The sequence below is a fragment of the Bradyrhizobium sp. MI1.10 genome, from assembly GCF_055811035.1.
Map to the genome: position 1 here is coordinate 339,129 of NZ_JBVVPN010000002.1, position 22,701 is coordinate 361,829.

Here is a 22,701-nt window from a genome sequence, read left to right on the forward strand (position 1 = left end):
GGCGCCCGGCCCCCCGCGGCCATCCCCCGCGTGGGGCCAAATGGCCCCGGGGGGGGGGAAAACCAGACCGCCGCGGCCGCGGGGGGCAACCACGGCCGTCTCTGCAATACTGGAGCGCCCGCTTGCGCGGGCGATGACAGAGTGCTAGGGAGACGCGCTGACGTACAACGTTTGCCGTTGTATGTTTACGCGCTGCCCCAGGACCTCGGCCATGCACGATATCAAATCGATCCGCGACAACCCGCAAGCCTTCGACGCCGGCCTCGCACGACGCGGCCTGAAGCCGATGTCGGCGTCGCTGCTAGCGATCGACGAGACCCGGCGTGCGGCGATCCTGGCTTCCGAGCAGGCGCAGGCGCGGCGCAATGCGGCCTCAAAGGAAATCGGCGATGCCAAGAAGGCCAAGGACGAGGCGCGCGCGGCGAAGCTGATGGCGGAAGTTACCGAACTCAAGACGACGATGCCGCAGCTCGAGGCCGCGGCGAAGTCCGCCGACGAGGAGCTGACGAAAGAGCTCTCCGCGATTCCGAACCTGCCGCTCGACGAGGTACCCGATGGCGTCGACGAGCACGGCAACGTGCAGCACCACGTCTTCGGCAACAAGCGCAACTACAGCTTCGCGCCGAAGCCGCACGACGATCTCGGCAACGCGCTCGGCTACATGGATTTCGAGGCAGCGGCAAAACTCTCGGGTGCGCGCTTCGTCGTGCTGAAGAAGGGGCTGGCGCGGCTCGAACGCGCGATCGGCCAGTTCATGCTCGACCTGCACACCAACGAGCATGGTTATACCGAGATCAACCCGCCGCTCTTGGTGCGCGAGCAAACGGCCTATGGGACGGGTAACCTTCCCAAATCCGCCGAAGATATGTTTTGCACGCGGGAAGGGATGTGGCTCATACCCACGGCTGAAATGCCGCTGACGAACCTGGTTCGCGAATCCATCGTGGACGAGAGGGAGCTGCCGATGCGCCTGACAGCGTTGACGCCGTGTTTTCGGGCGGAAGCAGGGGCGGCAGGCCGCGACACGCGCGGCATGATCCGGCAGCATCAATTCACAAAAGTCGAGTTGGTGTCGATTGCAACGGCCGAAACCAGCAAGGACGAGCATGAGCGGATGCTCGCTTGCGCCGAAGAGGTGTTACGGCAGCTCGACCTGCATTATCGCGTGATGACGCTCTGCGCAGGGGATTTGGGTTTTGCGGCGCAAAAAACCTATGACATCGAGGTCTGGATGCCCGGGCAGGGCGATGGCGGCATGTTCCGCGAGATCTCGAGCTGCTCGGTGTGCGGCGATTTCCAGGCCCGCCGGATGGACGCGCGCTCGCGCGGTCCCGACGGCAAGCCGCGTTTCGTGCACACCTTGAACGGCTCCGGCACTGCCGTCGGCCGCGCGCTTATCGCTGTGATGGAGACCTACCAGCAGGAGGACGGCTCGATCGCGGTCCCCAGCGTACTGCAGCCCTATATGGGCGGGCTGAAGGTGGTCGCACGCGACTAGGCGTGCTGCCAATCTGAAACGGTCGAAACGTTTGGTTGCGAAGATCGGGCGGCCGGTTATCCTGCCGGCCACCCGACAACGCGAACCCCTCGTTCATGGCCTTGCACCGCGACATCTTCTGGGTCGGCAGACAATGGGCGGTGACGGGTGCCGGCATCCAGGCTCTCGATCAGCGGCTGCGTGGCGTGTTCGACATCGGGATCACGCGGCTCTGGGACGACGATCTGGTCCAGAGCCGGCGGGCCAAGCCCGGTGTGAATGCCGCGGATTTCGACCAGGCACTGTCGCTGGCACGCGAACGCTTTCCGCAGGCGTCGGTAGCGGACCCGTTCGTCGCACAGCTGGAGACGCTCGGCGTCATCGAGGCGCCGATCGTGAGCCCGGTCGTGCCGGCGATGAAATTGCACGCCGAGGGCCGGCTGGCGCGCTTCCTGCCGCAATGGCGCGTTCGCCGATAGCCGGCCAAGCCGGTACCGGCAGCCGGCCCCGATCGGCCGGTTTGCCTGATCGGCCCCGGCCGGATAAGACGGCTGAGACCCGCTTCAGGAATCGACCTTTCCCATGCGCATTCTCTGCACAAATGACGACGGCATCCACGCCCCCGGCCTCAAGGTCCTGGAGGAGATCGCGCGCGCATTGTCCGATGACGTCTGGGTGGTCGCGCCTGAACTCGACCAGTCCGGCGTGTCGCATTCGCTGTCGCTGAACGATCCGCTGCGGCTGCGCGAGGTCGGCCCGCGGCACTTTGCGGTGCGCGGCACGCCGACGGACTGCGTCATCATGGGCGCGCGCCACATCCTCGGCGCCAAGCTGCCCGATGTCGTGCTGTCCGGCGTCAACAAGGGCCGCAACGTCGCCGAGGACGTGGTCTATTCCGGCACCATCGCCGGCGCGCTGGAGGGAACCATCCTGGGACTACCGTCTTTCGCCCTGTCGCAGGAGTTCAGCGTCGAGACCCGCGACCGACCGCTGTGGGACACCGCGCGCAAATTCGGGCCCGACATCCTGCGCAAGGTGATCGCCGCCGGCATCCCGAAGGACACCGTCATCAACGTCAACTTCCCGGCTTGCGCGCCGGAGGATGTGCTGGGCATTTGCGTGACGCGGCAGGGCAAGCGCAATCTCGGCTTCCTCAAGATCGACGAGCGCAAGGACGGCCGTGGCAATCCCTATTTCTGGATCGGCTTCGAGCGCACCGCGATGATTGATACACCCGCCGATGGCACCGATCTCGCGGCGCTGCGCGAACGCTACGTCTCCGTCACGCCGCTCCGGCTCGACCGCACCAACGAGGCGTTTTCGGAGGCGCTGAGTGCGACGCTTGAAGTAAGTCCGACGCTGAAGTAATCCGACTTGGAACGGGGCCTAGCCGCCGCGAAGCGCGGCTTCGATGGTCTTGCCGAGGGCGTCGAGCTGAAATGGTTTCTGAAGCGCCGGCCGATCGCGGTACTGCTCGGGCAGGCCGGAGGAACCGTATCCGGTGGCGAAGATGAACGGGCAGCCCTTTGCCTTGATGACGTCGGCGACCGGCGAGATGACCTTGCCGTTGACGTTGACGTCGAGAATGGCGATGTCGAACTCGGTTGCCTGGGCGAGCCGCATGGCTTCGGTGATGTCGCCAGCCTCGGCTGCGATCTTGTAGCCAAGCTCTTCGAGCATGTCCGCGACCATCATCCTGATCATCACCTCGTCTTCGACGAGGAATACAGAGCGGCCGGTAAGCCCCGTCGCGGTCATGGTCGAGTCCTTGCCCATTGTCAAAAACGTTCGCAGATAACATGAATCGACGCAATGCGCGTTTTGACGAACGGATGCATGAAAATGGCCGTCGCGGCTTGCCCGTTGCAAGCCAATTTGTGGTCAACTACTCCCATCCGAAGCCTATCATGGGTTCCCTGAGCCGGAACAAGAATCTAGCGCCCCAGCTCGGCGTCCCGGACCGCAAAGACAGCACAAGCAGGCAATGACTTCCCATCAGCACCCGCCGGAAAAGATGATGTTTCAGCTCACGCTGAGGCGTCGGGGCATCAGCGACCAGGCGGTCCTGCGGGCCATGGAGGAGGTGCCGCGCGATCAATTCGTCGACGACGCCGATCGCGACGGCGCGTATCGCGACAGCGCGCTGCCGATCGCCTGCGGGCAGACCATCAGCCAGCCCTTCGTCGTCGCCTACATGACCGAGCAGCTCCAGCTTCAGAAGAGGCACCGCGTGCTCGAGATCGGTGCCGGCTCGGGCTACCAGGCGGCGGTGCTGTCGCGGCTCGCCGGCCAGGTGTTGACGGTCGAGCGCTACCGCAAGCTTGCGGATGCCGCACGGATCAGGCTTGAAAAGCTCAACTATCACAACGTCGAGGTGATGCTGGGCGATGGCCTCAATCTGCCTCCCAATATCGGCCCGTTCGACCGCATCATCGTCACGGCCGCGATGGAGCAGCTCCCGGAGAACCTGGTCGAGCGGCTGGAGGTGGGCGGCATCCTGATCGCGCCCGTCGGTCCGCATCAGGGGGTGCAGACGCTGATCCGCCTGAGCCGGACGGAAGCCGGGATCGAGCGCAAGGAACTCGTCGAAGTCCGCTTCGTGCCGGCGCTGCCCGGCGTGGCGCGGGAGCTGTAGAATTCCGGATTGGCTGTGCTGCCAACATCTTATTGGGAGGGTTAAGCCGTTATTTACTCGGCGCGTGTTTACTTAAAACACCAGTTCTGTTGCGTACGAGTGAGTAACCATGTCCGTTGCCGCCGAGTTGCTTTACTCGCGCCGGGTGCCGCAGGTCGCGGTGCTGGCGCTGATCTCCTTCAGCTTCGCAGGGTGCAGCGCCGACATGTCGTCGCGCATGTCCCAGTCGAACTTCTCCAATCCCTTCGCGCAGGAATCGACCGGTTCGGTGCAACAGGCACCGCCGCCGCAGCGTGAGTTGCCGCAATATTCGCGGCCGCAGACCCAGTCCGGTTATTATCAGTCGCAGCCTTTGCCGCCGGCGGTGTCCGCGCCGCAATCCTACCCCGTTGCGGCAGGCGGCGTGTCCGGAGGCGGTCGCGGTGTCGGCTCCTACGCACCCCCGGCGCAGCCGCATCTGGAGACCACGGCCACCGTGCCGCCGCGCTCGGTCGCAGCCGCCCAGCCGGTCGGTGGAACCAAAATCATCGTCGGCACCAGCGATACGCTCGACCTGCTTGCCAAACGCTATCGCGTCACGCCGCAGGCGATTCTCGCCGCCAACGGCTATAAGGGGCCGCGCGCGCTCTCGCCCGGCCAGCAACTGATCATTCCGCACCAGGCTACGGCCGCTGCGCCCGCGCCGCTCATGGCTCCCGTTGCCGCTGCCCCCGCGATGGCGCCTGCTGCGAAGCCGGTTGCAGCCGTTGCCGCGCCGTCAAGCACGCACTTCGTGAACCACGGCGACACGCTCGCCAGCATCGCCCGCAAGAACCATATCTCGGCGGCTGAACTGGCCCGCGCCAATGGGCTCGATCCCTCTGCGAAACTGAAGCTCGGCACCAGGCTGGCCGTGCCCGGCGCCAAGACCGCCGCCGTCGCAGCACCGCTTGCCGCGGCTCCGGTCGGAGCCGCTCCCGTTGCCGGAACGCTGCAACCCGTTGCGGCCGCGCCTGCGCCCGCCACCAAGATGGCGGCCGTCGCGCCGGTGCAAAGCGCGCGCCTGGCCCAGGCCACTGCCAATGTCGAAGAGAAGACCGCTGAAGCTCCGGCGAAAGCTGCGGAGACCACCAGCGCGCTGCCGACTTTCCGCTGGCCGGTGCGCGGCAAGGTGGTCACGAGCTACGGCGCCAAGACCAATGGCAAGTCCAACGACGGCATCAATCTCGCGGTGCCCGAGGGTACGCCGGTCAAGGCGGCTGAAGACGGTGTCGTTGCCTATTCCGGCAACGAGCTGAAAGGTTATGGCAATCTCGTCCTGGTTCGGCACTCCAACGGCTACGTCACCGCATATGCCCATGCGAGTGAGCTGATGGTGAAGCGCGGCGATACCATCAAGCGCGGCCAGGTCATTGCCAAGTCGGGTCAATCCGGGGAGGTGGCGTCGCCGCAGCTCCACTTCGAGATCCGCAAGGGATCGAGCCCGGTTGACCCGCTTCAATTCCTGAACGGGGCGTGAGGCCAGCGTTGCCTCGGCACGAAAGCTGTCGTCGCACGGCTTGACCGGGCGACCCAGTACGCCGCAGCGTCTCGATCGATCAAAACTGTCTCTGGAATACTGGATTCCCCGCTTGCGCGGGGAATGACAGGTGTGAGTGCGGCTCTTAGCTCCCGCTACGTCGCCGTCAGCTTGACGCCGAGCCGTCCCGCAAGCTCCTGCACGAACTGCCAGGCGACGCGGCCGGAGCGCGAGCCGCGCGTCGTCGACCATTCAAGGGCCTCGCGCTCCAGCGCGTCATCGTCGACCTTGACGCCGAAATGGCTGCAATAGCCCCGCACCATCGCGAGATATTCGTCCTGGCTGCAGCGGTGGAAGCCGAGCCAGAGACCGAAGCGATCCGATAGCGAGACCTTCTCCTCGACGGCTTCGCCGGGATTGATCGCGGTCGAGCGCTCGTTCTCGATCATCTCGCGCGCCAGCAGATGGCGGCGGTTGGAAGTGGCGTAGAGGATGACGTTCTCCGGCCGACCTTCGATGCCGCCTTCGAGCACCGCCTTGAGCGATTTGTAGGACGCATCATTGCCGTCGAAGGAGAGATCGTCGCAGAACACGATGAAGCGGAAGGATGAGGCGCGAAGCTGCTCCATGAGCGCGGGCAGGCTCTCGATGTCCTCGCGATGGATCTCGATCAGCTTCAGTCTGTCGGCCGGTTTGCGCTCCGTGTTGATGCTGGCATGCGCCGCCTTCACGAGCGACGACTTGCCCATGCCGCGCGCGCCCCAGAGCAATGCGTTGTTGGCGGGCAATCCGTTGGCGAAACGCTCCGTGTTCTCCATCAGGATGTCGCGCATCCGATCGACGCCCTTAAGCAGGAACAATTCGACGCGGCTGACCCGCGGCACCGCGGCAAGACGGCCGTCCGGGTGCCAGACGAAAGCGTCCGCCGGCTTGAACGACTCGCGTTCGACGGCGGGCTTGCCTTGCGCGGAGAGGTGCGCCGCAATCGTCTCCAGCGCGCGAACGATGCGCTCCTGGGAGACGCTTTGGTTGGCCTTGGAAGTCGCCTTGGAAATCGTCTTGAAAGTCGCTTTGGAAGCAGCTTTGAGGGCTGCCTTGGGACGTTTTGCCGCGACGCGGGCTGGCTTCGCGGCAGGGGTGCGGGGGCCTTTGCCGGCCGGGCTTTTGCTTGGTTTTTGGGGCATGTCCGAAGTTCCTGAGAATGCAGCCTTATCGGGCCTGAGCGCGCGCCGCAAGGTGGCTAAAAGGGCGGTCTGGCAGCGTTGCAATTGGGGCAATGGCCGCTATAGTCCGCGCGAATTTGACCGAACCGGTCGCCATTTGGGCCTGACCGGTTTTCCCCCGTTCTCACGAGGATCGTCCGAATGTTGATTACCCCTGCGTATGCCCAGGCTGCGGGCGCCGGCGACACCAGCGGCATGCTGATGTCGCTGCTGCCATTCGCCCTGATCTTCGTGATCATGTACTTCCTGATTCTGCGTCCGCAGCAGAAGAAGGTCCGTGACCACGCTGACCTCGTAAAGAACATCCGCCGCGGCGACACCGTCGTGACCTCGGGCGGTCTCGTCGGCAAGGTCACCAAGGTCGTCGACGACGACCAGATCGAGTTCGAGATCGCCGATGGCGTGCGCGTGCGGCAGATGCGCTCGATGGTCTCCGGCGTGCGCGCCAAGGGCGAGCCGGCCAAGGAATCCAAGGAAAGCGCCAAGGACGACGCCGCGGCGAAGTGAGCGCTTCCGCGAGTCTCTCAAGTCTTCCTGCAAGTCTCCTGATCTGACAGGTCCAGTCGATGTTGTATTTCACGCGGTGGAAGGCGCTCGGGATCATCCTGACGGCGCTGATCGTGTGCCTCTGCGCGGTCCCGAACTTCTTCCCCGAAGCGCAGGTCAAGACCTGGCCCGCCTGGGCGCAGCGGCGGCTGGTGTTGGGTCTCGACTTGCAGGGCGGCTCCTCTCTGCAGCTCGAGGTCGATTCCAACTATGTGAAGAAGGAAAAGCTCGACCAGATCCGCGACGACGTCCGTCGCGTGCTGCGCGAGGCCAAGATCGGCTTCACCGGTGGCGTCACCGTGCGCAACGACGCGGTCGAGGTTCGCATCACCAAGGACACCGACGCGCAGCCGGCGCTCGCCAAGTTGCGCGAGCTTGCGCAGCCGATTGGCGGCCTGATGGGGTCCAGCGGTCAGCGCGACCTTGAGGTCGCCGATGCTGGTGGCGGATTGATCCGCCTCAGTATTCCAGAGGCCGCGATGCTCGACCGCATGCGCAAGACCATCGAGCAGTCGATCCAGATCGTTGAGAAGCGCGTCAACGAGCTCGGCACCGTCGAGCCCATCATCCAGCGTCAGGGTAATGACCGCATCCTGGTGCAGGTGCCGGGCTTGCAGGATCCCACCCATTTGAAGGAACTGTTGGGCAAGACCGCGAAAATGGAATTTCGCATGGTCGATCCCTCGGTGCCGCCGGACCAGGCGCAGCAGGGCCGGATTCCACCGGATTCCGAACTGCTGCCGGCGGCCACGCCGCCGCCGCCCAACTATGTGGTCAAGAAGCAGGTGCTGGTTGCTGGCGGCGACCTGACCAACGCCCAGGCGACCTTTGACCAGCGTACCAACGAGCCGGTCGTTAGCTTCACGTTCAATACCTCTGGAGCGCGCAAGTTTGCGCAGGCCACGCAGGAGAATGTCGGGGTGCCCTTCGCGATCATCCTCGATGGCAAGGTGATCTCGGCGCCGGTCATTCGCGAGCCGATCACCGGCGGCCAGGGCCAGATCTCCGGCAGTTTCACCGTGCAGTCGGCCAACGACCTCGCGATTCTACTGCGCGCCGGCGCCCTGCCTGCGCCGCTCACGGTGGTCGAGGAACGCACCGTCGGTCCGGGTCTCGGCCAGGACTCGATCGAGAAGGGCGAGCTTGCGGCTTACGTCGGCTCGATCCTGGTCGTCATCTTCATGCTCTTGACCTACCGGCTGTTCGGGGTGTTCGCCAACATCGCGGTGGCCATCAACGTCGCAATGATCTTCGGCCTGTTGTCGCTGCTCAGTGCCACGCTGACGCTTCCCGGCATCGCCGGCATCGTGCTCACCGTCGGCATCGCGGTGGACTCAAACGTGCTGATATATGAGCGCATCCGCGAGGAGTTGCGCGGCGGGAGAAGCCCGATCTCGGCGATCGATGCAGGCTTCAAGCGGGCGCTTGCGACCATTCTCGATTCCAACATCACGACCTTCATTGCCGCTGCCGTGCTGTTCATGATCGGCACCGGACCGGTGCGCGGCTTCGCAGTGACGTTGGGCATCGGAATCATCACCACGGTCTTCACCGCCTTCACCATGACCCGCCTGATCGTCGCATGGTGGGTGCAGTGGACGCGGCCGAAAACTGTGCCGATTTGATCATTCGAGGCCGGCTGTGACCACTACTCAACTCGTTCTCATTTCTCTCGGCGTCCTGATTGCCGTGCTGACCGTGGTCAGCGTGCTTGGCCTCCTGCCGTCGCTGCGCATCGTGCCAGACGAGACGCATTTCGACTTCACGCGCTTCCGCCGTATCAGCTTCCCGATCTCGGCGGCGCTGTCGATCGTCGCCATCACGCTGTTCTTTACCCATGGCCTGAACTTCGGCATCGACTTCAAGGGCGGCACCTTGATGGAGGTAAGGGCCAAGTCGGGCTCCGCCGATCTTGCGCAGATGCGCACGACCCTTGGCAGCCTGGGACTCGGCGAAGTCCAGCTGCAGCAATTCGGTGGCCCCGCTGACGTGCTGCTTCGCGTTGCTGAGCAGCCGGGCGGCGACAAGGCGCAGCAGGCAGCCGTGGACAAGGTCCGCACTGCGCTCGGCGAGTCCGTGGAGTATCGCCGCGTCGAGGTGGTGGGGCCGCGTGTCTCCGGCGAACTGCTGAGTTGGGGCATGCTCGGCCTGATGCTCGCGATCGTCTCGATCCTGGTCTACCTCTGGTTCCGCTTCGAGTGGCAGTTCGCGCTCGGCGCCATGATCGCCAACGTGCACGACATCGTGCTGACGATCGGGTTCATGTCGATCAGTCAGGTCGATTTCGACCTGACCAGCATCGCGGCGCTTCTGACGATTTTGGGCTATTCGCTCAACGACACCGTTGTCATCTACGACCGTATCCGTGAGATGCTGCGGCGCTACAAGAAGATGCCGATGCCGCAGCTCCTCAACGAATCGATCAACTCGACGCTGTCGCGCTCGATCATCACCCACTTCACCGTGACGTTGGCGCTGCTGGCTCTGCTGCTGTTCGGCGGCCATGCCATCCACAGCTTCACCGCGGTCATGATGTTCGGCGTGGTGCTGGTCGGCACTTATACCTCGATCTTCATTGCAGCCCCGATCCTGATCTATCTCGGCGTCGGCGAGCATCGCGAAGATGCGGTCGATAAGGCTACGCCGGCGAAGAAAAGCAAGGCATGATCCGAACCGCATGCCCTCGCAGGAGTTTGCGAGGGCAGTAAGCTCATTCGGACGAAGCTCATGGCCGGCGATCCCAACGCACCGCATTTCCCCCGCTCGGCGCCGATCGAAGCCTATGGCAAGGGCGGCTTTGCCTTTGCCGGCATGTCGCATCGGGGATCGCTGCTTTGCCTGCCCGACGCGATCTGGGCCTGGGACATAACGGACCCCGCGAAGATCGACCGCTATTCGCTGGATCGAGTCTTCAAGTCCGCCAACAGCATCGACACGCTCCTGATCGGCACCGGAACCGGGGTCTGGCTGCCGCCGGCGGAACTGCGCCAGGCGCTTAAAGCGGCGAGGGTGGTTCTGGACACGATGCAGACCGGTCCCGCCGTGCGTACCTACAACATCATGATCGGCGAACGGCGGCGCGTGGCGGCCGCGCTGATCGCCGTGCCATGAGCGGCTCCGCGCCGCCGCCGGATTCTGCCGCGTTCTGTGCTGACCTCGTGCGCAGCCACGACTTTGCTCGCTATGCCGCGACCCTGTTCGCGCCCGCTGCCGAGCGCCGCGCGCTGCTGGCGCTCTATGCTTTCAATGTCGAGATCGTCCGCGTCCGTGACCAGGTAAGCCAGCCCTTGCCTGGTGAAATCCGCCTGCAATGGTGGACCGACATGCTGTCGGGCCAAGTCCATGGCAGCGCCGAGGGCAATCCGGTGGCGGCGGAGCTGCTCCGCGCAATCCGTGATTTCGACCTGCCGGTCGAACCGCTGTCGCTGCTCGTCGACGAGCATCAATTCGATCTCTACAACGACCCAATGCCGACCATGACGGCTCTCGAAGGCTATCTGGCCGCGACCTGTTCGGCGTTGTTTACTCTTGCGGCGCGGATCATGGCGTCACCCTTGGACCCAGCCGAGCATCTCGCGCGGCATGCGGGGTTGGCTCAAGGCATCGCGCAAGTCATCACGAACTTGCCGCGTGATGCGGCGCACCGGCAATTGTTCCTGCCGCAGCAAGTTCTGGCAAGCCACGATTGCAACATGGAGGACGTGTTCGCCGGCAAGGAGACGCCGAATTTGCGCGCCGTCCTGGACCAGCTCGTGGGCGAGGCCGGGCAGCATTTGACCACGGCCTTGTCGCTGTTGCCCGAGGTGCCGGTGTCGGCTCGGCCAGCGTTTCTGCCGCTGAGCCAGGTAAGGGCCGACCTTGAGCGCCTGTCGCAACCCGGGCGCAATCCATTTGCGCCGCAACCGTCATCGCGGCTGCGTACGCTGTGGACGCTTTGGCGGGCTTCACGTTCGCGGGAATTTACCAAATAGCGGTTGGCTTATCGCCGGAGCCGGGCAAATGCTCTATGCTGTCCTATGGCTGAGTTGTCCCAAACCATATCTTCCGATCTGGGCGGCCTTCCGGTCGCACCGGCCGACATCCATGCCGCCGCCGAGACGATCCGCGGCGCCGTCGTCGAGACGCCCTGTAGCTACAGTCGCACGCTGAGCAATATCTGCGGCTGCGATATCTGGCTGAAATTCGAGAACCTCCAGTTCACCTCCTCGTTCAAGGAGCGCGGCGCGCTCAACCGCCTCACGGCGCTGACGCCGGAGGAGCGCGTGCGGGGCGTCGTCGCGATGTCGGCGGGCAACCACGCGCAGGGCGTCGCCTATCACGCCAAGCGGCTCGGCATTCCCGCCACCATTGTCATGCCGGTCGGCACGCCCATGGTGAAGGTCGAGAACACCAGGCATCACGGTGCCGAGGTGGTGGTGACGGGCGCCACGCTAGAGGAGGCGGCCGCGTATGCGCGCAGCCACGGCGAAGCGCGCGGCATGATCTTCGTCCATCCCTATGACGATCCGCTTGTCATCGCGGGGCAGGGAACGGTCGGGCTGGAAATACTCAAGACAGTGCCGGAGCTCGATACACTGGTCGTCCCGATCGGCGGCGGTGGTCTGATCAGCGGGATCGCCATTGCCGCGAAATCGATCAAGCCGTCGCTGCGGATCCTCGGCGTCGAGGCCTGGCTCTACCCCTCGATGTACAACGCCATCCACGACGGCAATCTGCCGGCACGTGGCGACACACTCGCCGAAGGTATCGCGGTGAAAACGCCCGGCAAGATCACAACCGAAATCGTCCGCCGCCTCGTCGACGACATTGCGCTGGTCAACGAAGCCGAACTCGAGCGCGCGGTGGCGACCCTGATCTCGATCGAGAAGACGGTCGTGGAAGGCGCCGGTGCCGCTGGCCTCGCCGCGCTGATGTCCGACCCGTCCCGTTTCGCCGGCCAGAAGGTCGGGCTGGTGCTGAGCGGCGGCAATATCGACACACGGCTGATCGCATCGGTCCTGACCCGCGAGTTGGCGCGCGAGGGGCGGCTCACCCAATTGTCGCTCGACATCCCCGACAGGCCCGGCCAACTGGCTGCTGTCGCGGCACTGCTGGCGGAGGCCGGCGCCAATATCATCGAGGTCTCGCACCAGCGCACCTTCTCGGATCTTCCGGCCAAGGCGACGTTGCTGCAATTGGTGATCGAGACCCGCGACAGCGCCCATCTCGACGAGGTCATGGCGAAGCTTGGCGCATCCGGATTGAGTGCGCGCTGTACCTGAGCTGTGCGCGCCCGCCGCTATCGCGGCGTCAAACCCGCCAAATGGGCGATCAGCCGATCGATCTCGGCTTCCGTATTGTAGTAGTGCGGGGAGGCGCGCACCACCGGCGGCAGCGAGCGAATTTCGGCATCGATGCGCGTGCTCGACGGATCTGAGGCGCCGATCGTGATGCTGGCTGCGGCCGCGCCGCTGACGACCGCCTCCGCCTCGTAGCCGTCCACCGTGAAGCTGACGATGGCTCCCGGAGTGCGTCCGAGGTCGCGAATTCTGATGCCGCGAATGGACGCAAGGCTGCCCCTCAGGCGGTCCGCCAGCATGCGGCACCGCTGCTCGATCGGGCCGATCCCGATGTCCAGGGCATAATCGACAGCCGCGCCGAGCCCAAGCCGGGCTGCGTAGTTGTTCTCCCAGGTCTCGAAACGGCGCGCATCGTCACGCAGCCGATAAGCGTCCCGGGAGACCCAGGGTGCGGCGTAGTGGTCGATCATCGGCGGTTCGAGCCGCTGCAGCATCGCCCGGCGGACGTACAGGAAGCCAGTGCCGCGCGGGCCGCGGAGGAATTTACGGCCCGTCGCCGACAGCATGTCACAGCCGATGGCCTCGACGTCGACCACCATCTGTCCGACCGCCTGGCAGGCGTCGAGCAGATAGGGGATGCCGTGCGCCCGCGCGATCTTGCCGACGGCTGCTGCGGGATTGACCAGTCCGCCATTGGTCGGAACCCAGGTGATCGCAATCAGCTTCACGCGCTCGTCGATCATGCGTTCGAGCGCGTCGACGTCGAGTTCGCCGCTGGCATCACTCGGCACGATGTCGATCGCGGCGCCTGTTCGCTTGGCGACCTGAAGAAAAGCGACATAGTTGGCCGCGTACTCCGCCTCGGCGGTCAGGATCCGGTCGCCCTTGCTAAATGGAAGCGCGTAGAAAGCCATCTGCCAGGCAACCGTCGCGTTCTCCATGAGGGCGATCTCATCCGGCGCGGCATTCAGCAGGCGGGCCACAGAGCCGTAGACTGAATCAAGCCGGCGCGACTCCCGATCGGCTGCCGCATAGCCTCCGATCTCGCACTCCAGATCGATATGCTGCTTCATGGCTTCGACGACAGCAACGGGCATGAGAGCAGCTCCCGCGTTGTGCAGGTACGCCAGCCGGGAGGTGGCTGGCGTGTCGGCACGTATTCGCTCGATGTTGATCAACTAAATCTCCGGCTCGGACTATCGTCGCGTCAGTGCGGCATTTCCTCGAACTGCGGCAGGTTGAGCGGCATGTTCCACGACATGCGACGCTTGGTGAACATCTCGAGCTTCGGTGCCACGAGGTCGGGCCGGTCGAGGCTGCCCAACTGGACGAAGACCGTCTTGGGGAAGCTATCGAGATTAGTGGTAAAGACCCGCGAACCGCATTCCGGGCAGAAATTGCGATCCAGGCCTTTGCCGGAATTGGCGATGTAGTGAAACGCCTTCGGCTTGCCGCAGAGAAGCGTGAAATCGTCCTCGGGTACCGCGAAGAAGGTCGCCATCTCGCCGCCCGAAGCGCGCTTGCAGTCGTTGCAATGACAATTGGCGATGAAGGACGGATCGGTGCTGAATTCGAACTTGATGGCGCCACAGGCGCATTGAGCGGTGTACTTCTTGGCCATTGATCGCCTCAGGTTGGTTGAGGATAGCGGCGCGATCATAATGGCCGGTCGGAGAAGCGCGTGCAACAATGCTTCCGGCGCGGCGTCACGCCTCAGATGCAGAGGCCGAGCAGCTTGATGTGGCAGCCGCCGGATTTCGGCTTGCTTGCAGGAACGGCTTCGCGTTTCACGGCAACGAGGGGCTCTCCGTCTTTCTTGCCTTTGCCTTTGCCCTTCGGCTCGTAGTCGCCGGCGATCACCATTGCCCAATAGGTGCGCTTGCCGCTGGCGTTTTTCGCGCTCGCGATCCCGACGCGGGAAGCGTTGTGCAGCAGCAGGTTCTTGCGGTGTCCGGACGAGTCGATCCACTGCCCCAGAGTCTTCTCGAAATTGTCATAGCCGTAGGCAATATTCTCGGCGGCGCGGCCTGCGCCGGCAGGTGCGACCCGGCGGTTGAACGGACCGAGGGCGTCGTGACTGAGGTCGTCCTTTGTCGCCATCGCGTGCGCCTGGTCCATGGCGATGCGGTCGAGGGTCGAATCGCGGACGACGCGGACCTCGCCATGCTTGAGGCGGAAGCTGGAGATCAGTTCGGCGGGAGACTCGGCCATTACGGGCGTGGTGGCGAGCAGCAGAAGGCCGGCGATCAGGCCGCCTACCACACGATGCATCATCGTCCCCCGAGTGCCCATGACCCCGCCAAGTCCCCTACCAAGCTCGAATTATCGGATCGCTTCTCTATCGCCAATGTGGACGCTTCAAGGCGTGATCCACGCTAGCCCGCCGGCAGGTCGGCCTCGAAATTGAAGCGGTCGCGCAAGTTCTTGCGCTGCTCCAGGATGTCCTTGAGGAAAGCACGGTCCTGGTCGTTCTTCATCATCGGCTCGATCAGGTCGAGCTGGTTCATGGCGACCAGTTGCAGGATCTCCGTGCGCGGCTTGCCGTCGGCGTTGCGTGGCAGTGCGTGCACGACCTGGATGTGTTCCGGGGGCTTCGGCCCCTTGGCGGCGGTGAGTTCGTTCCGCAATTGGCCTTCGAGCGCGGCCTGATCGGCTTCGACGAAGGCATAGAGGCCGACACCGGAGCGGCGGTCGGCAAACGCGACGATGGCGGTGTCGCGCACGGCGGGGTTCTTGCGGATCAATTCCGTCAGCACCGGCGCGTCGTTGACGAGCCTTCGGCCGCCGCCTTCACGGTCGGTGAAGTTGAACAGGCCGCGCGTGATTGCCCGATAGACCTTCTTGCCGGTGGCGAGCCACAGGCTGGCGGCGAACGACTTCTTCGCCAGGATCTTGCGCTCGCGCGGCGTCAGCGCCTCGGGCGCGTAGGATCGCTTGTGCTTGAGCAGATGCCGGAGATCTTCATACGCCAGGATCCGGTAAAGCCGGCCGCGACGGTCGAAGCAGGCCGCGAGCTGGAAGTCGGTGACATAGGCGCGACCGTCGCGGCCGACCAGCCAGTTCTGTTCCTTGGCAAGATCGTTGTGGCAGATTCCGGCGCGGCGCAGCCGTCGCAGCGCGGCCTTCGCCGAGCGAAAATAAGCGAGGTCGCCATGCGGTTTCGCCAGATGCAGTGCGACACCATCGACGAAGCTGCGCACCAGCGCGCGGCGTCCGGCCCACAGCAGCTCCGGGCCGACATCGAGTCCCTTGGCGAGTGCCAGCGCATGCGTCTCGCGGGCGAACAGATGGCGCGCCAAAAGGAATGACCACCACGGCACCTCGTCGAGGCGGCGCAGCACCGCGTCGACCTCGCCGTCATCGTCGCGGAATCGGCCGCGCTCGACGGTCGAGAACACGTCGCGCTTGAGCAGCACGCCCTCGGTCCAGCGCGCCGAGAGTGTTGCGGCGTCGTCTTTGGGAAGGTTCATCGAAAACTCACGCCGCGGCGGCAATGCGCAGGTGATCGGCGATCCAGCGATCGAGATCGGCGAGCGCCAGCGCGCTCATCGCCTGCTTTTTGGCCACTGTCTTCTCGTTGCCGCGCAGTCGGCTTCCGTCCGGCTTCTTCGTCGGTACACTGGCGAGCGGTGGGAATAGGCCGAAATTGATGTTCATCGGCTGGAACGAGCGCGTGCCGGGCTCGACGGTCTCGATATGGCCGCCGGTGATGTGGCCGAGCAGGGATCCGAGCGCCGTCGTAGCAGGCGGACCCGCAAGCGTCTCGCCGCGCACCTCCGCTGCCGCATAGAGGCCGGCAATCAGTCCGACGCTGGCGGATTCCACATAGCCCTCGCAGCCCGTCATCTGGCCGGCAAAGCGCAGCCGCGGCTGCGCGCGCAGGCGCAACTGGCCGTCGAGCAGCTTTGGCGAGTTGAGAAAGGTGTTGCGATGCAGGCCGCCGAGGCGGGCAAATTCGGCCTTCTCCAGCCCCGGAATGGTGCGGAAGATGCGTTGCTGCTCGCCGTATTTCAGCTTCGTCTGGAAGCCGACGATGTTGTAGAGCGTGCCGAGCTTGTTGTCCTGGCGCAGCTGCACGATCGCGTAGGCCTTGGTGCTGGGATCGTGCGGATTGGTGAGGCCGACCGGCTTCATCGGCCCGTGGCGGAGGGTCTCGGGGCCGCGTTCCGCCATGACCTCGATCGGCAGGCAGCCGTCGAAATAGGGCGTGTTGGTCTCCCATTCCTTGAACTCAGTCTTCTCGCCGGCGACCAGCGCTGCGACGAAGCCGTCATACTGCTCCTTGGTCATCGGGCAGTTGATGTAGTCGGCGCCGGTGCCGCCGGGACCGACCTTGTCGTAGCGCGACTGGAACCAGGCCACCGACATGTCGATGGATTCGCGGTGCACGATCGGCGCGATCGCGTCGAAGAAGGCGAGGGCGTTCTCGTCGGTCAACTCGCGGAGCGCATCCGCCAGCGGCGCCGAAGTGAGCGGGCCGGTCGCAACGATGACGTTGCTCCAATCGGCCGGCGGCAGGCCTGCGACCTCGCCGCGGGCGATCTCGATCAGGGGATGATCGTTCAGCGCCTTGGTGACGGCCGCTGAGAAGCCGTCGCGGTCCACCGCCAGCGCGCCGCCGGCGGGCACCTGGTTGGCGTCGGCTGCGCGCATGATCAGCGAATCGAGGCGGCGCATCTCGGCATGCAGCAGGCCGACGGCGTTGTTGGCGGCATCGTCCGAGCGGAACGAATTGGAGCAGACGAGCTCGGCAAGCCCGTCGGTGCGATGTGCCTCGGTCATGCGGGTCGGCCGCATCTCGTGCAGCACCACGGGCACGCCGGATTTGGCCACCTGCCAGGCGGCTTCGGAGCCGGCAAGGCCTGCGCCGATGACGTGCACGGTATTTGATTGGGGTCCTGTCATGGGGCGGACAGGTAGCGCTTTTCGGCGGTCAGTGGAATCGCCGAGATCGAGTTTTCTGCCTCCGGATGCGACAACGCCCGCACAAGGCGGGCGCTATCGGTTCGTCCGGTTGAGGCTGAACGATATCAGCCCTGATACTGACCGGCGGCAACGCGCGGGATGTCCGAGCGATCGAGGCCGATATCGGCCAGTTCGCGATCGCTAAGCTGGGACAGCTCGGCAACATTGCGCTGATAGTCCCGGAAAGCCTGGATCATGCGGATGAGCGAGAGCAGCATTGGTAGTCTCCTGTAGTTCGATTCAGCTCTTGCCCGAGCCTCATCGTTGAAATGAATATAAGTGAGAGTGGTGCAGTGCGAAAGTTCCGATGTTGCGATGCAGCTAAGCGCTGGGTGCATGGCATTGGTAACGGTCGATTAACCCAGGAGCACTCCCGCCCAAAGGGTAGGCGGAACGGGAAAAAGTGTACTGAAAATGCCCGTGAATTCACGGATTTACTGCGGATGAGGCGGTTCCACTCAGGGCCAGATAAGTTGCTTTGTGGTCGTCCGCAAGTTGATCGAATAGCTTCTATACCCAAGTCTCGCATGCGCGAATCGCATGATGATCGGGCATTAAGAGTGAACTAAGATTCATTAACAAGCGAGAGGGTACACTTTTGCCAGCCCTGGGCCAGCGGTGCGACTAAACCCTGGCGGATCGACATAACGCGGCGCTGCTGCAGTGCACACACGCCGAACCGTGGGGCTTCTAAGGGGCGCGCGCGAGCTGGGTGGCGAAATAAGCGACAGTCTTCGAGTAGACCTCGCTCTTGTTCCACTGCTGTAGCACCGCGAAATTCGGACTGCCCGGCTGCCAATCCTTACCCTTTTGCCAGCCATAACCGGCGAGATAGTTCGCGGTGGAGGCGAGCACGTCGGGGGCGTTGTGCAGGAGATCGCGCTTGCCATTGCCGTCGAAATCGACAGCGTATTTCATCCATGACGACGGCATGAACTGGGTCTGTCCGAGCTCGCCGGCCCAGGCGCCTTTCATGTCGGCCGGTGCGAGGTCACCGCGCTGGACGATGCGGAGCGCATCCAACAGCTCGGCGCGAAACTGCTCGGCGCGGCGGCAGTCATAAGCCAGCGTCGCCAGCGAGCGGATGGTTGCGAACTTGCCGGTATTGACGCCGAAATCGGTCTCGAGACCCCAGATCGCAACCAGCACCTCGCCAGGCACGCCGTAGGTCTGCTCGATACGCGACAACACCGAGCCGTATTGCTTCATCATGTTGGAGCCGCGCGTCAGGCGCGGCGGCACCATGCGGCCGGAAAACTCCTCGAAGGTCTGGCTGAAGACCTTCTGCGAGCGATCGCGGTTGAGCACGTTCTGATCGAGCGTCACACCGGCGAGCCCGGCGGAAATGGCTTGTTGCGAGACGCCTTTGGCCGCGGCGTCCGTTTTGAAGTCTGCAAGCCACGCGTCGAAATTGCCCGAACCGCAGGCAACAGCGGCGAGCGCTGGCTGGGCGGATAGGATGGACGCGGTGAGGGCTAAGGCTGCGAGGGCGAGACGAGAAATCGTCGGGGTCATTCGAGCAAATAAATTCCGTGAAGTGATCTGAACGGCGGGTGCAATCTCGATGGAAACCGCGGCCAAAGCAAGGCGTATGACAGTGCGCGATCCTGCCCGCACCGGAGCAGGATCGCATGTCACGATATCGTCAGCCGTCGGTCCGATTGCGCCAGGGGAAGAGGTTGGCGGGAAAGTCGGCGGCCGGCTTGCGTGGACGATGCGGCGGAGGCGGCACCGGACGCGCGCCCGGATCGGCTGCGATTACCTTGCGATAGAGATGCCAGGTGGCATGGCCGAGCACGGGGACCACCACGGCAAGGCCGAGGAAGGCGGGAATCGTGCCCAGCGCCAGCAGGACGGCCACGATCAGGCCCCAGGCCGCCATCGGCACCGGGTTCTTCGCGACAACGCGCAGCGACGTCACCATTGCCTCGAACGCGCCGGCATGGCGGTCGAGCATCAGCGGGAACGACACGGCGCTGATGCAGAGCGCGGCAAGGGCGAACAGGAAGCCGGTGCCGCAGCCGACCACGATCAGCCACCAGCCTTGCCGGCTCGTGAGCACGCGCGTCAGAAAATCCGAGATCCCGGATGCGCCTTCATAGCCGAAAGCGGCAACGTAGATCGCCTGCGCGGTCGCAACCCAGGTCACGAACAGGGCCAGCAGCAGCGCGCCGAGACCGAGCATCGCGCCGAAGGAGGGCGAACGCAGCACCTCCATGGCATCCCAGGCGCTGGCCTCCTCATGGCGCTCGCGCCGGCTGGAGAGCTCGTAGAGACCGAGAGCAGCGAACGGGCCGATCAGCGCGAAGCCAGCGGCCAGCGGAAATAACAACGGCAGCACTGAATAGCCCATCACCACGCGGGCAAGCACGAGGCCCAGCACAGGATAGATCACGCAGAGGATGATGGCGTGGCTCGGCACCGCCTTGAAATCGTCCCAGCCGCGCTTGAGCGCATCGTGCAGATCGGAGAGTTGGATGGTTCGGATCACCGGTCCAGCCGCTTCTGCGGTCTGGGCCAAGGTGGGGACATTGCCCTGGTAGAGTGTGGCCATGGTCGCTAGCTCCCTTGCCATGCAGCCGCATCTGGCGCCAGCAAACGGCGCAAGCGGCCGCTATTCTAAGTTTCACGATCCCCAACCAGACGCGAATTCCGGATGGCATCGCGAACTGAACGTCAAGCCTACGCCCATTTGCGAGTCCTGTCCCTCACGCTTGGGTGAGGTTCGATGCCGCAGCGCAACCCCGATGATGTCGTTCGGTCGTCATTTCGCCGCAGATAAGCTGATGCTGCGTGCTGGTCCGCGGAACTTTGCGGGCGCAACGACGCAACTTGGTCTATAAGTGCCACTCAAGGCCCTCCAGCGGGTCCTTTTCGGGGAGCAGACATGAGCATTTTCGGGAAAATTATGGGCGCGATCTTCGGTAGCCAGCCAGCTTCCGCCGCGCCCGCAGGCAGCGCACCGTCGGGCAGCGCGCCCGCAGGGCCCGCGCCGGGCGGATCGGCGCCCGCGGCGACGGTGGACGTTGCCTCGATCGTCGACGCGGCGGCCGCCGCGCACAAGGGCGAGAAGCTGGAATGGCGTACCTCGATCGTCGACCTCATGAAGGCGCTCGACATCGATTCCAGCCTCGCCGCGCGCAAGGACCTCGCCAAGGAGCTTGGCTACAGCGGCGACACCAACGATTCCGCGACCATGAACGTCTGGCTGCACAAGCAGGTGATGTCCAAGCTCGCCGCCAATGGCGGCAAGCTGCCGCCGGAGATCAAGCACTGACCGGTCCCCCGGTCGTAACCCAAGGGCCCGCGATCGCGCGGGCCCTTTTGCATTCAGGCGACGAGATCCGCATCTTCCGGATGCCTGTCGAGATAGTCGACGACGAATCCGCAACCGGCGATCACCTTCTTGCCGTCGCGGCGGATCAATTCCAGCGCGCCCTTGACCAGCTCGGAGCCGATGCCGCGGCCGCGCAGCGCGCGCGGCGTCTCGGTGTGGGTGATGATCACCGCCGACGGCGTCAGCCGGTAATTGGCGAAGGCGATTTCGCTGCCGACATCGAGCTCGAAGCGGCTTTTGTCCTTGTTGTCCCGTACCGATGGCGCCATGCAAAATCCTTCCGACCTGCTGCTTGCCTCTGATCTAGGCGCCTGAACCGGCCCTTGCCAAGGTGCGACCAAGAGGGATTGCCGCAGGGGAGATATCCGGAAAATGCGTGTCCCGCTCAGCCTCCTGGCGCTGCTCGCCGCGCTGATCTCGCCGGCTCCGGCGTCCGCGGCAGGCGGTCCGGCCTGGGAGGCCTGCGTCGGATTGGCCAGCACGCCGGACGAGCGGATCAAGGCTTGCTCGACTGTGGTCGATACCAAGAGCGAAACCGGACCTCGGCTCGCCGGCGCTTATTGCAATCGCGGTCATGGTCTGACGGAGAAGCGCGAGCTCGACGCGGCGCTGTCCGATCTCGACGATGCGGTCAGGCTCGACCCCGGCTATGCCTGCGCCTACAACAATCGGGGCCGTGTCTACAGTTTCAAGCGCGACTATGATCGCGCCATCGCCGATTACGACTTGGCCATCAAGCTCGATCCGTCGCTGGCGCTGGCCTACAGCAATCGCGGCGAGTCGCGTTTCAACAAGGGCAATCTCGACGGTGCGTTCGCGGACTTTGACGCCGCGATCAAGCGCGATCCCAAATACGCCATGGCCTACGCCAATCGTGCGTTGGTGTCTTACCGCAGGCGCGACATGGCGCACGCCATCGCCGACTATACCACGCGGATCAAGCTTGCGCCCGATCTGCTCGCCTATATCGATCGCGGCAACGTCTATCGCGATAGCGAGCAGCTCGATCGCGCCGCCGCCGATTATGGCGAGGCGATCCGCGTTGCGCCGACCGACGCGCGCGGTTGGCGCAATCGCGGCATGATCCGGCTCTATCAGGGCGACAGCAAGGGCGGCCTTTCCGACTACGACAAGGCGCTGCAATACGATCCCTCCGACGTGTTCTCGTGGAGCAACCGCGGACAGGCTAAGCTGCGGCTCGGCGACAAACAGGGCGCGATTGCCGATTTCAGGAAGGCGCTGGAATTGAAGCCGGGCCTGCCGACCGCACAGGAGTCATTGCGGAAGCTCGGGGCGTTGTAGCTCCCGGTCGCTTCTCGCGACGACGGGGCCGGACTTCCACCAGGTCCTGATCGTCCGGAGGTTTCAATCGGTCGCCTTGGCGAGCCTGGAATCCTCGGACTGCGCCTGCGGGCGCAGGCATCCCTGGCAGATGACGAGGGAACGGTTGACCCTGGCGTCCTGTTCCGCCTCGATGCCGTCCTGCGCCTGCCACCATTCCTTCGAGTAGGGTTTAAGCCCTGCTTGCGAGCTGTTGCGCTCGGATCGGGCCGTGCGTGCTGGTCCTGAGGGAGCGCGCGGGTGATTGGGATTTTCGCCAGCGCCGTCCCAGGCATAGCGCGCAGGCGTGAAGGCGGGACCGGAGGCGAGGTGCGCTTGTGGGCCCACGGCACATCCGGCAAGCGCCAACGACAACAGGAGGAGGGCGGGCGCTTTGACCATGATGCGGCACTCTGTACGC

At 64.4% G+C, this 22,701-nt stretch carries 25 protein-coding genes; 13 read left to right on the forward strand and 12 right to left on the reverse strand.

Going from position 1 to position 22,701, the window contains the following annotated elements:
* Positions 1-211 precede the first annotated feature (211 nt).
* The 3 genes from serS to surE all read left to right on the forward strand — a co-directional run bounded on the left by serS (position 212) and on the right by surE (position 2,845).
* Positions 212-1,498, forward strand: a complete 1,287-nt coding sequence (gene serS / locus AC0L3K_RS03715) for a serine--tRNA ligase (protein ID WP_473365480.1) — start codon at positions 212-214, stop codon at positions 1,496-1,498.
* Between the two features lie 95 nt (positions 1,499-1,593).
* Positions 1,594-1,956: a hypothetical protein gene (locus AC0L3K_RS03720; RefSeq protein ID WP_007590660.1), complete on the forward strand. Its 363-nt coding sequence runs from the start codon at positions 1,594-1,596 to the stop codon at positions 1,954-1,956.
* Between the two features lie 103 nt (positions 1,957-2,059).
* Entirely contained in the window at positions 2,060-2,845 is a 786-nt protein-coding gene (surE, locus tag AC0L3K_RS03725) for a 5'/3'-nucleotidase SurE (protein WP_473365481.1), read from the forward strand.
* Between the two features lie 18 nt (positions 2,846-2,863).
* Here the strand turns inward: surE and AC0L3K_RS03730 are convergent, their stop codons facing one another.
* Positions 2,864-3,235 carry a response regulator gene (locus tag AC0L3K_RS03730; RefSeq protein ID WP_007590670.1) on the reverse strand — a complete coding sequence of 124 codons (372 nt, stop codon included), beginning with the start codon at positions 3,233-3,235 and terminating at the stop codon, positions 2,864-2,866.
* Positions 3,236-3,461: 226 nt separating this feature from the next.
* Here AC0L3K_RS03730 and AC0L3K_RS03735 point away from each other — a divergent pair, with 226 nt between their 5' ends.
* Both AC0L3K_RS03735 and AC0L3K_RS03740 read left to right on the forward strand, forming a co-directional pair.
* Positions 3,462-4,112: a protein-L-isoaspartate(D-aspartate) O-methyltransferase gene (locus AC0L3K_RS03735; protein WP_007590671.1), complete on the forward strand. Its 651-nt coding sequence runs from the start codon at positions 3,462-3,464 to the stop codon at positions 4,110-4,112.
* Between the two features lie 109 nt (positions 4,113-4,221).
* Positions 4,222-5,610, forward strand: a complete 1,389-nt coding sequence (locus tag AC0L3K_RS03740) for a LysM peptidoglycan-binding domain-containing M23 family metallopeptidase (protein ID WP_007590672.1) — start codon at positions 4,222-4,224, stop codon at positions 5,608-5,610.
* 155 nt (positions 5,611-5,765) lie between these two features.
* On the opposite strand, the gene AC0L3K_RS03745 is transcribed toward AC0L3K_RS03740, so the two are convergent.
* Positions 5,766-6,794, reverse strand: a complete 1,029-nt coding sequence (locus AC0L3K_RS03745) for an ATP-binding protein (protein ID WP_007590673.1) — start codon at positions 6,792-6,794, stop codon at positions 5,766-5,768.
* Between the two features lie 180 nt (positions 6,795-6,974).
* Here AC0L3K_RS03745 and yajC point away from each other — a divergent pair, with 180 nt between their 5' ends.
* Genes yajC through AC0L3K_RS03775 form a run of 6 tightly spaced genes read left to right on the forward strand, consistent with a single transcriptional unit; the run spans position 6,975 to position 12,640 of the window.
* Positions 6,975-7,340 (forward strand): preprotein translocase subunit YajC, encoded by a 366-nt coding sequence (yajC, locus tag AC0L3K_RS03750; RefSeq protein ID WP_007590674.1) that lies wholly within the window; start codon positions 6,975-6,977, stop codon positions 7,338-7,340.
* Positions 7,341-7,399: 59 nt separating this feature from the next.
* Positions 7,400-9,004 (forward strand): protein translocase subunit SecD, encoded by a 1,605-nt coding sequence (secD, locus tag AC0L3K_RS03755; RefSeq protein WP_007590675.1) that lies wholly within the window; start codon positions 7,400-7,402, stop codon positions 9,002-9,004.
* Positions 9,005-9,020: 16 nt separating this feature from the next.
* Positions 9,021-10,046, forward strand: a complete 1,026-nt coding sequence (gene secF / locus AC0L3K_RS03760) for a protein translocase subunit SecF (protein WP_007590676.1) — start codon at positions 9,021-9,023, stop codon at positions 10,044-10,046.
* A 60-nt stretch (positions 10,047-10,106) separates the two neighbouring features.
* Positions 10,107-10,490: an Mth938-like domain-containing protein gene (locus tag AC0L3K_RS03765; protein WP_007590678.1), complete on the forward strand. Its 384-nt coding sequence runs from the start codon at positions 10,107-10,109 to the stop codon at positions 10,488-10,490.
* Complete coding sequence (locus tag AC0L3K_RS03770; protein ID WP_007590680.1) at positions 10,487-11,350, forward strand: phytoene/squalene synthase family protein; 864 nt, start codon at positions 10,487-10,489, stop codon at positions 11,348-11,350. Before AC0L3K_RS03765 ends, AC0L3K_RS03770 begins: the two co-directional genes overlap by 4 nt.
* A 45-nt stretch (positions 11,351-11,395) precedes the next feature.
* Positions 11,396-12,640 carry a threonine ammonia-lyase gene (locus AC0L3K_RS03775; RefSeq protein ID WP_007590682.1) on the forward strand — a complete coding sequence of 415 codons (1,245 nt, stop codon included), beginning with the start codon at positions 11,396-11,398 and terminating at the stop codon, positions 12,638-12,640.
* 17 nt (positions 12,641-12,657) lie between these two features.
* Here the strand turns inward: AC0L3K_RS03775 and AC0L3K_RS03780 are convergent, their stop codons facing one another.
* From AC0L3K_RS03780 to AC0L3K_RS03815, 8 genes are all read right to left on the reverse strand, one after another.
* Positions 12,658-13,836 (reverse strand): aminotransferase class V-fold PLP-dependent enzyme, encoded by a 1,179-nt coding sequence (locus AC0L3K_RS03780; RefSeq protein WP_035992621.1) that lies wholly within the window; start codon positions 13,834-13,836, stop codon positions 12,658-12,660.
* A gap of 29 nt (positions 13,837-13,865) precedes the next feature.
* A complete protein-coding gene (locus AC0L3K_RS03785; RefSeq protein ID WP_007590685.1) occupies positions 13,866-14,279 on the reverse strand; it encodes a GFA family protein in 414 nt (137 codons plus the stop codon).
* 92 nt (positions 14,280-14,371) lie between these two features.
* Entirely contained in the window at positions 14,372-14,929 is a 558-nt protein-coding gene (locus tag AC0L3K_RS03790; protein WP_354128849.1) for a CAP domain-containing protein, read from the reverse strand.
* 104 nt (positions 14,930-15,033) lie between these two features.
* On the reverse strand, positions 15,034-16,128 hold the full coding sequence (locus AC0L3K_RS03795) for a serine/threonine protein kinase (protein WP_354128848.1): 1,095 nt from the start codon (positions 16,126-16,128) through the stop codon (positions 15,034-15,036).
* A gap of 7 nt (positions 16,129-16,135) precedes the next feature.
* Positions 16,136-17,563 (reverse strand): methylenetetrahydrofolate--tRNA-(uracil(54)-C(5))-methyltransferase (FADH(2)-oxidizing) TrmFO, encoded by a 1,428-nt coding sequence (gene trmFO, locus AC0L3K_RS03800; protein WP_473365482.1) that lies wholly within the window; start codon positions 17,561-17,563, stop codon positions 16,136-16,138.
* A gap of 125 nt (positions 17,564-17,688) precedes the next feature.
* Complete coding sequence (locus AC0L3K_RS03805) at positions 17,689-17,841, reverse strand: DUF1127 domain-containing protein (RefSeq protein ID WP_007590701.1); 153 nt, start codon at positions 17,839-17,841, stop codon at positions 17,689-17,691.
* Positions 17,842-18,313: 472 nt separating this feature from the next.
* Positions 18,314-19,138, reverse strand: coding sequence for a lytic murein transglycosylase (locus tag AC0L3K_RS03810; protein ID WP_354128846.1), 825 nt, complete (start codon positions 19,136-19,138; stop codon positions 18,314-18,316).
* A 130-nt stretch (positions 19,139-19,268) separates the two neighbouring features.
* Complete coding sequence (locus AC0L3K_RS03815) at positions 19,269-20,177, reverse strand: DUF2189 domain-containing protein (RefSeq protein ID WP_219685498.1); 909 nt, start codon at positions 20,175-20,177, stop codon at positions 19,269-19,271.
* A 333-nt stretch (positions 20,178-20,510) separates the two neighbouring features.
* Between AC0L3K_RS03815 and AC0L3K_RS03820 the strand changes: the two genes are divergently transcribed.
* Positions 20,511-20,900, forward strand: a complete 390-nt coding sequence (locus AC0L3K_RS03820) for a DUF3597 domain-containing protein (RefSeq protein ID WP_219685497.1) — start codon at positions 20,511-20,513, stop codon at positions 20,898-20,900.
* A 53-nt stretch (positions 20,901-20,953) separates the two neighbouring features.
* Here AC0L3K_RS03820 and AC0L3K_RS03825 read toward each other — a convergent pair whose 3' ends face one another.
* Positions 20,954-21,229 carry a GNAT family N-acetyltransferase gene (locus tag AC0L3K_RS03825; protein ID WP_219685496.1) on the reverse strand — a complete coding sequence of 92 codons (276 nt, stop codon included), beginning with the start codon at positions 21,227-21,229 and terminating at the stop codon, positions 20,954-20,956.
* Between the two features lie 103 nt (positions 21,230-21,332).
* Here AC0L3K_RS03825 and AC0L3K_RS03830 point away from each other — a divergent pair, with 103 nt between their 5' ends.
* The gene (locus tag AC0L3K_RS03830) at positions 21,333-22,262 is read left to right on the forward strand and encodes a tetratricopeptide repeat protein (protein ID WP_473365483.1); all 930 of its coding nucleotides are present in this window, start codon (positions 21,333-21,335) and stop codon (positions 22,260-22,262) included.
* A 63-nt stretch (positions 22,263-22,325) separates the two neighbouring features.
* On the opposite strand, the gene AC0L3K_RS03835 is transcribed toward AC0L3K_RS03830, so the two are convergent.
* On the reverse strand, positions 22,326-22,682 hold the full coding sequence (locus AC0L3K_RS03835) for a hypothetical protein (protein WP_007590711.1): 357 nt from the start codon (positions 22,680-22,682) through the stop codon (positions 22,326-22,328).
* Positions 22,683-22,701 lie beyond the last annotated feature (19 nt).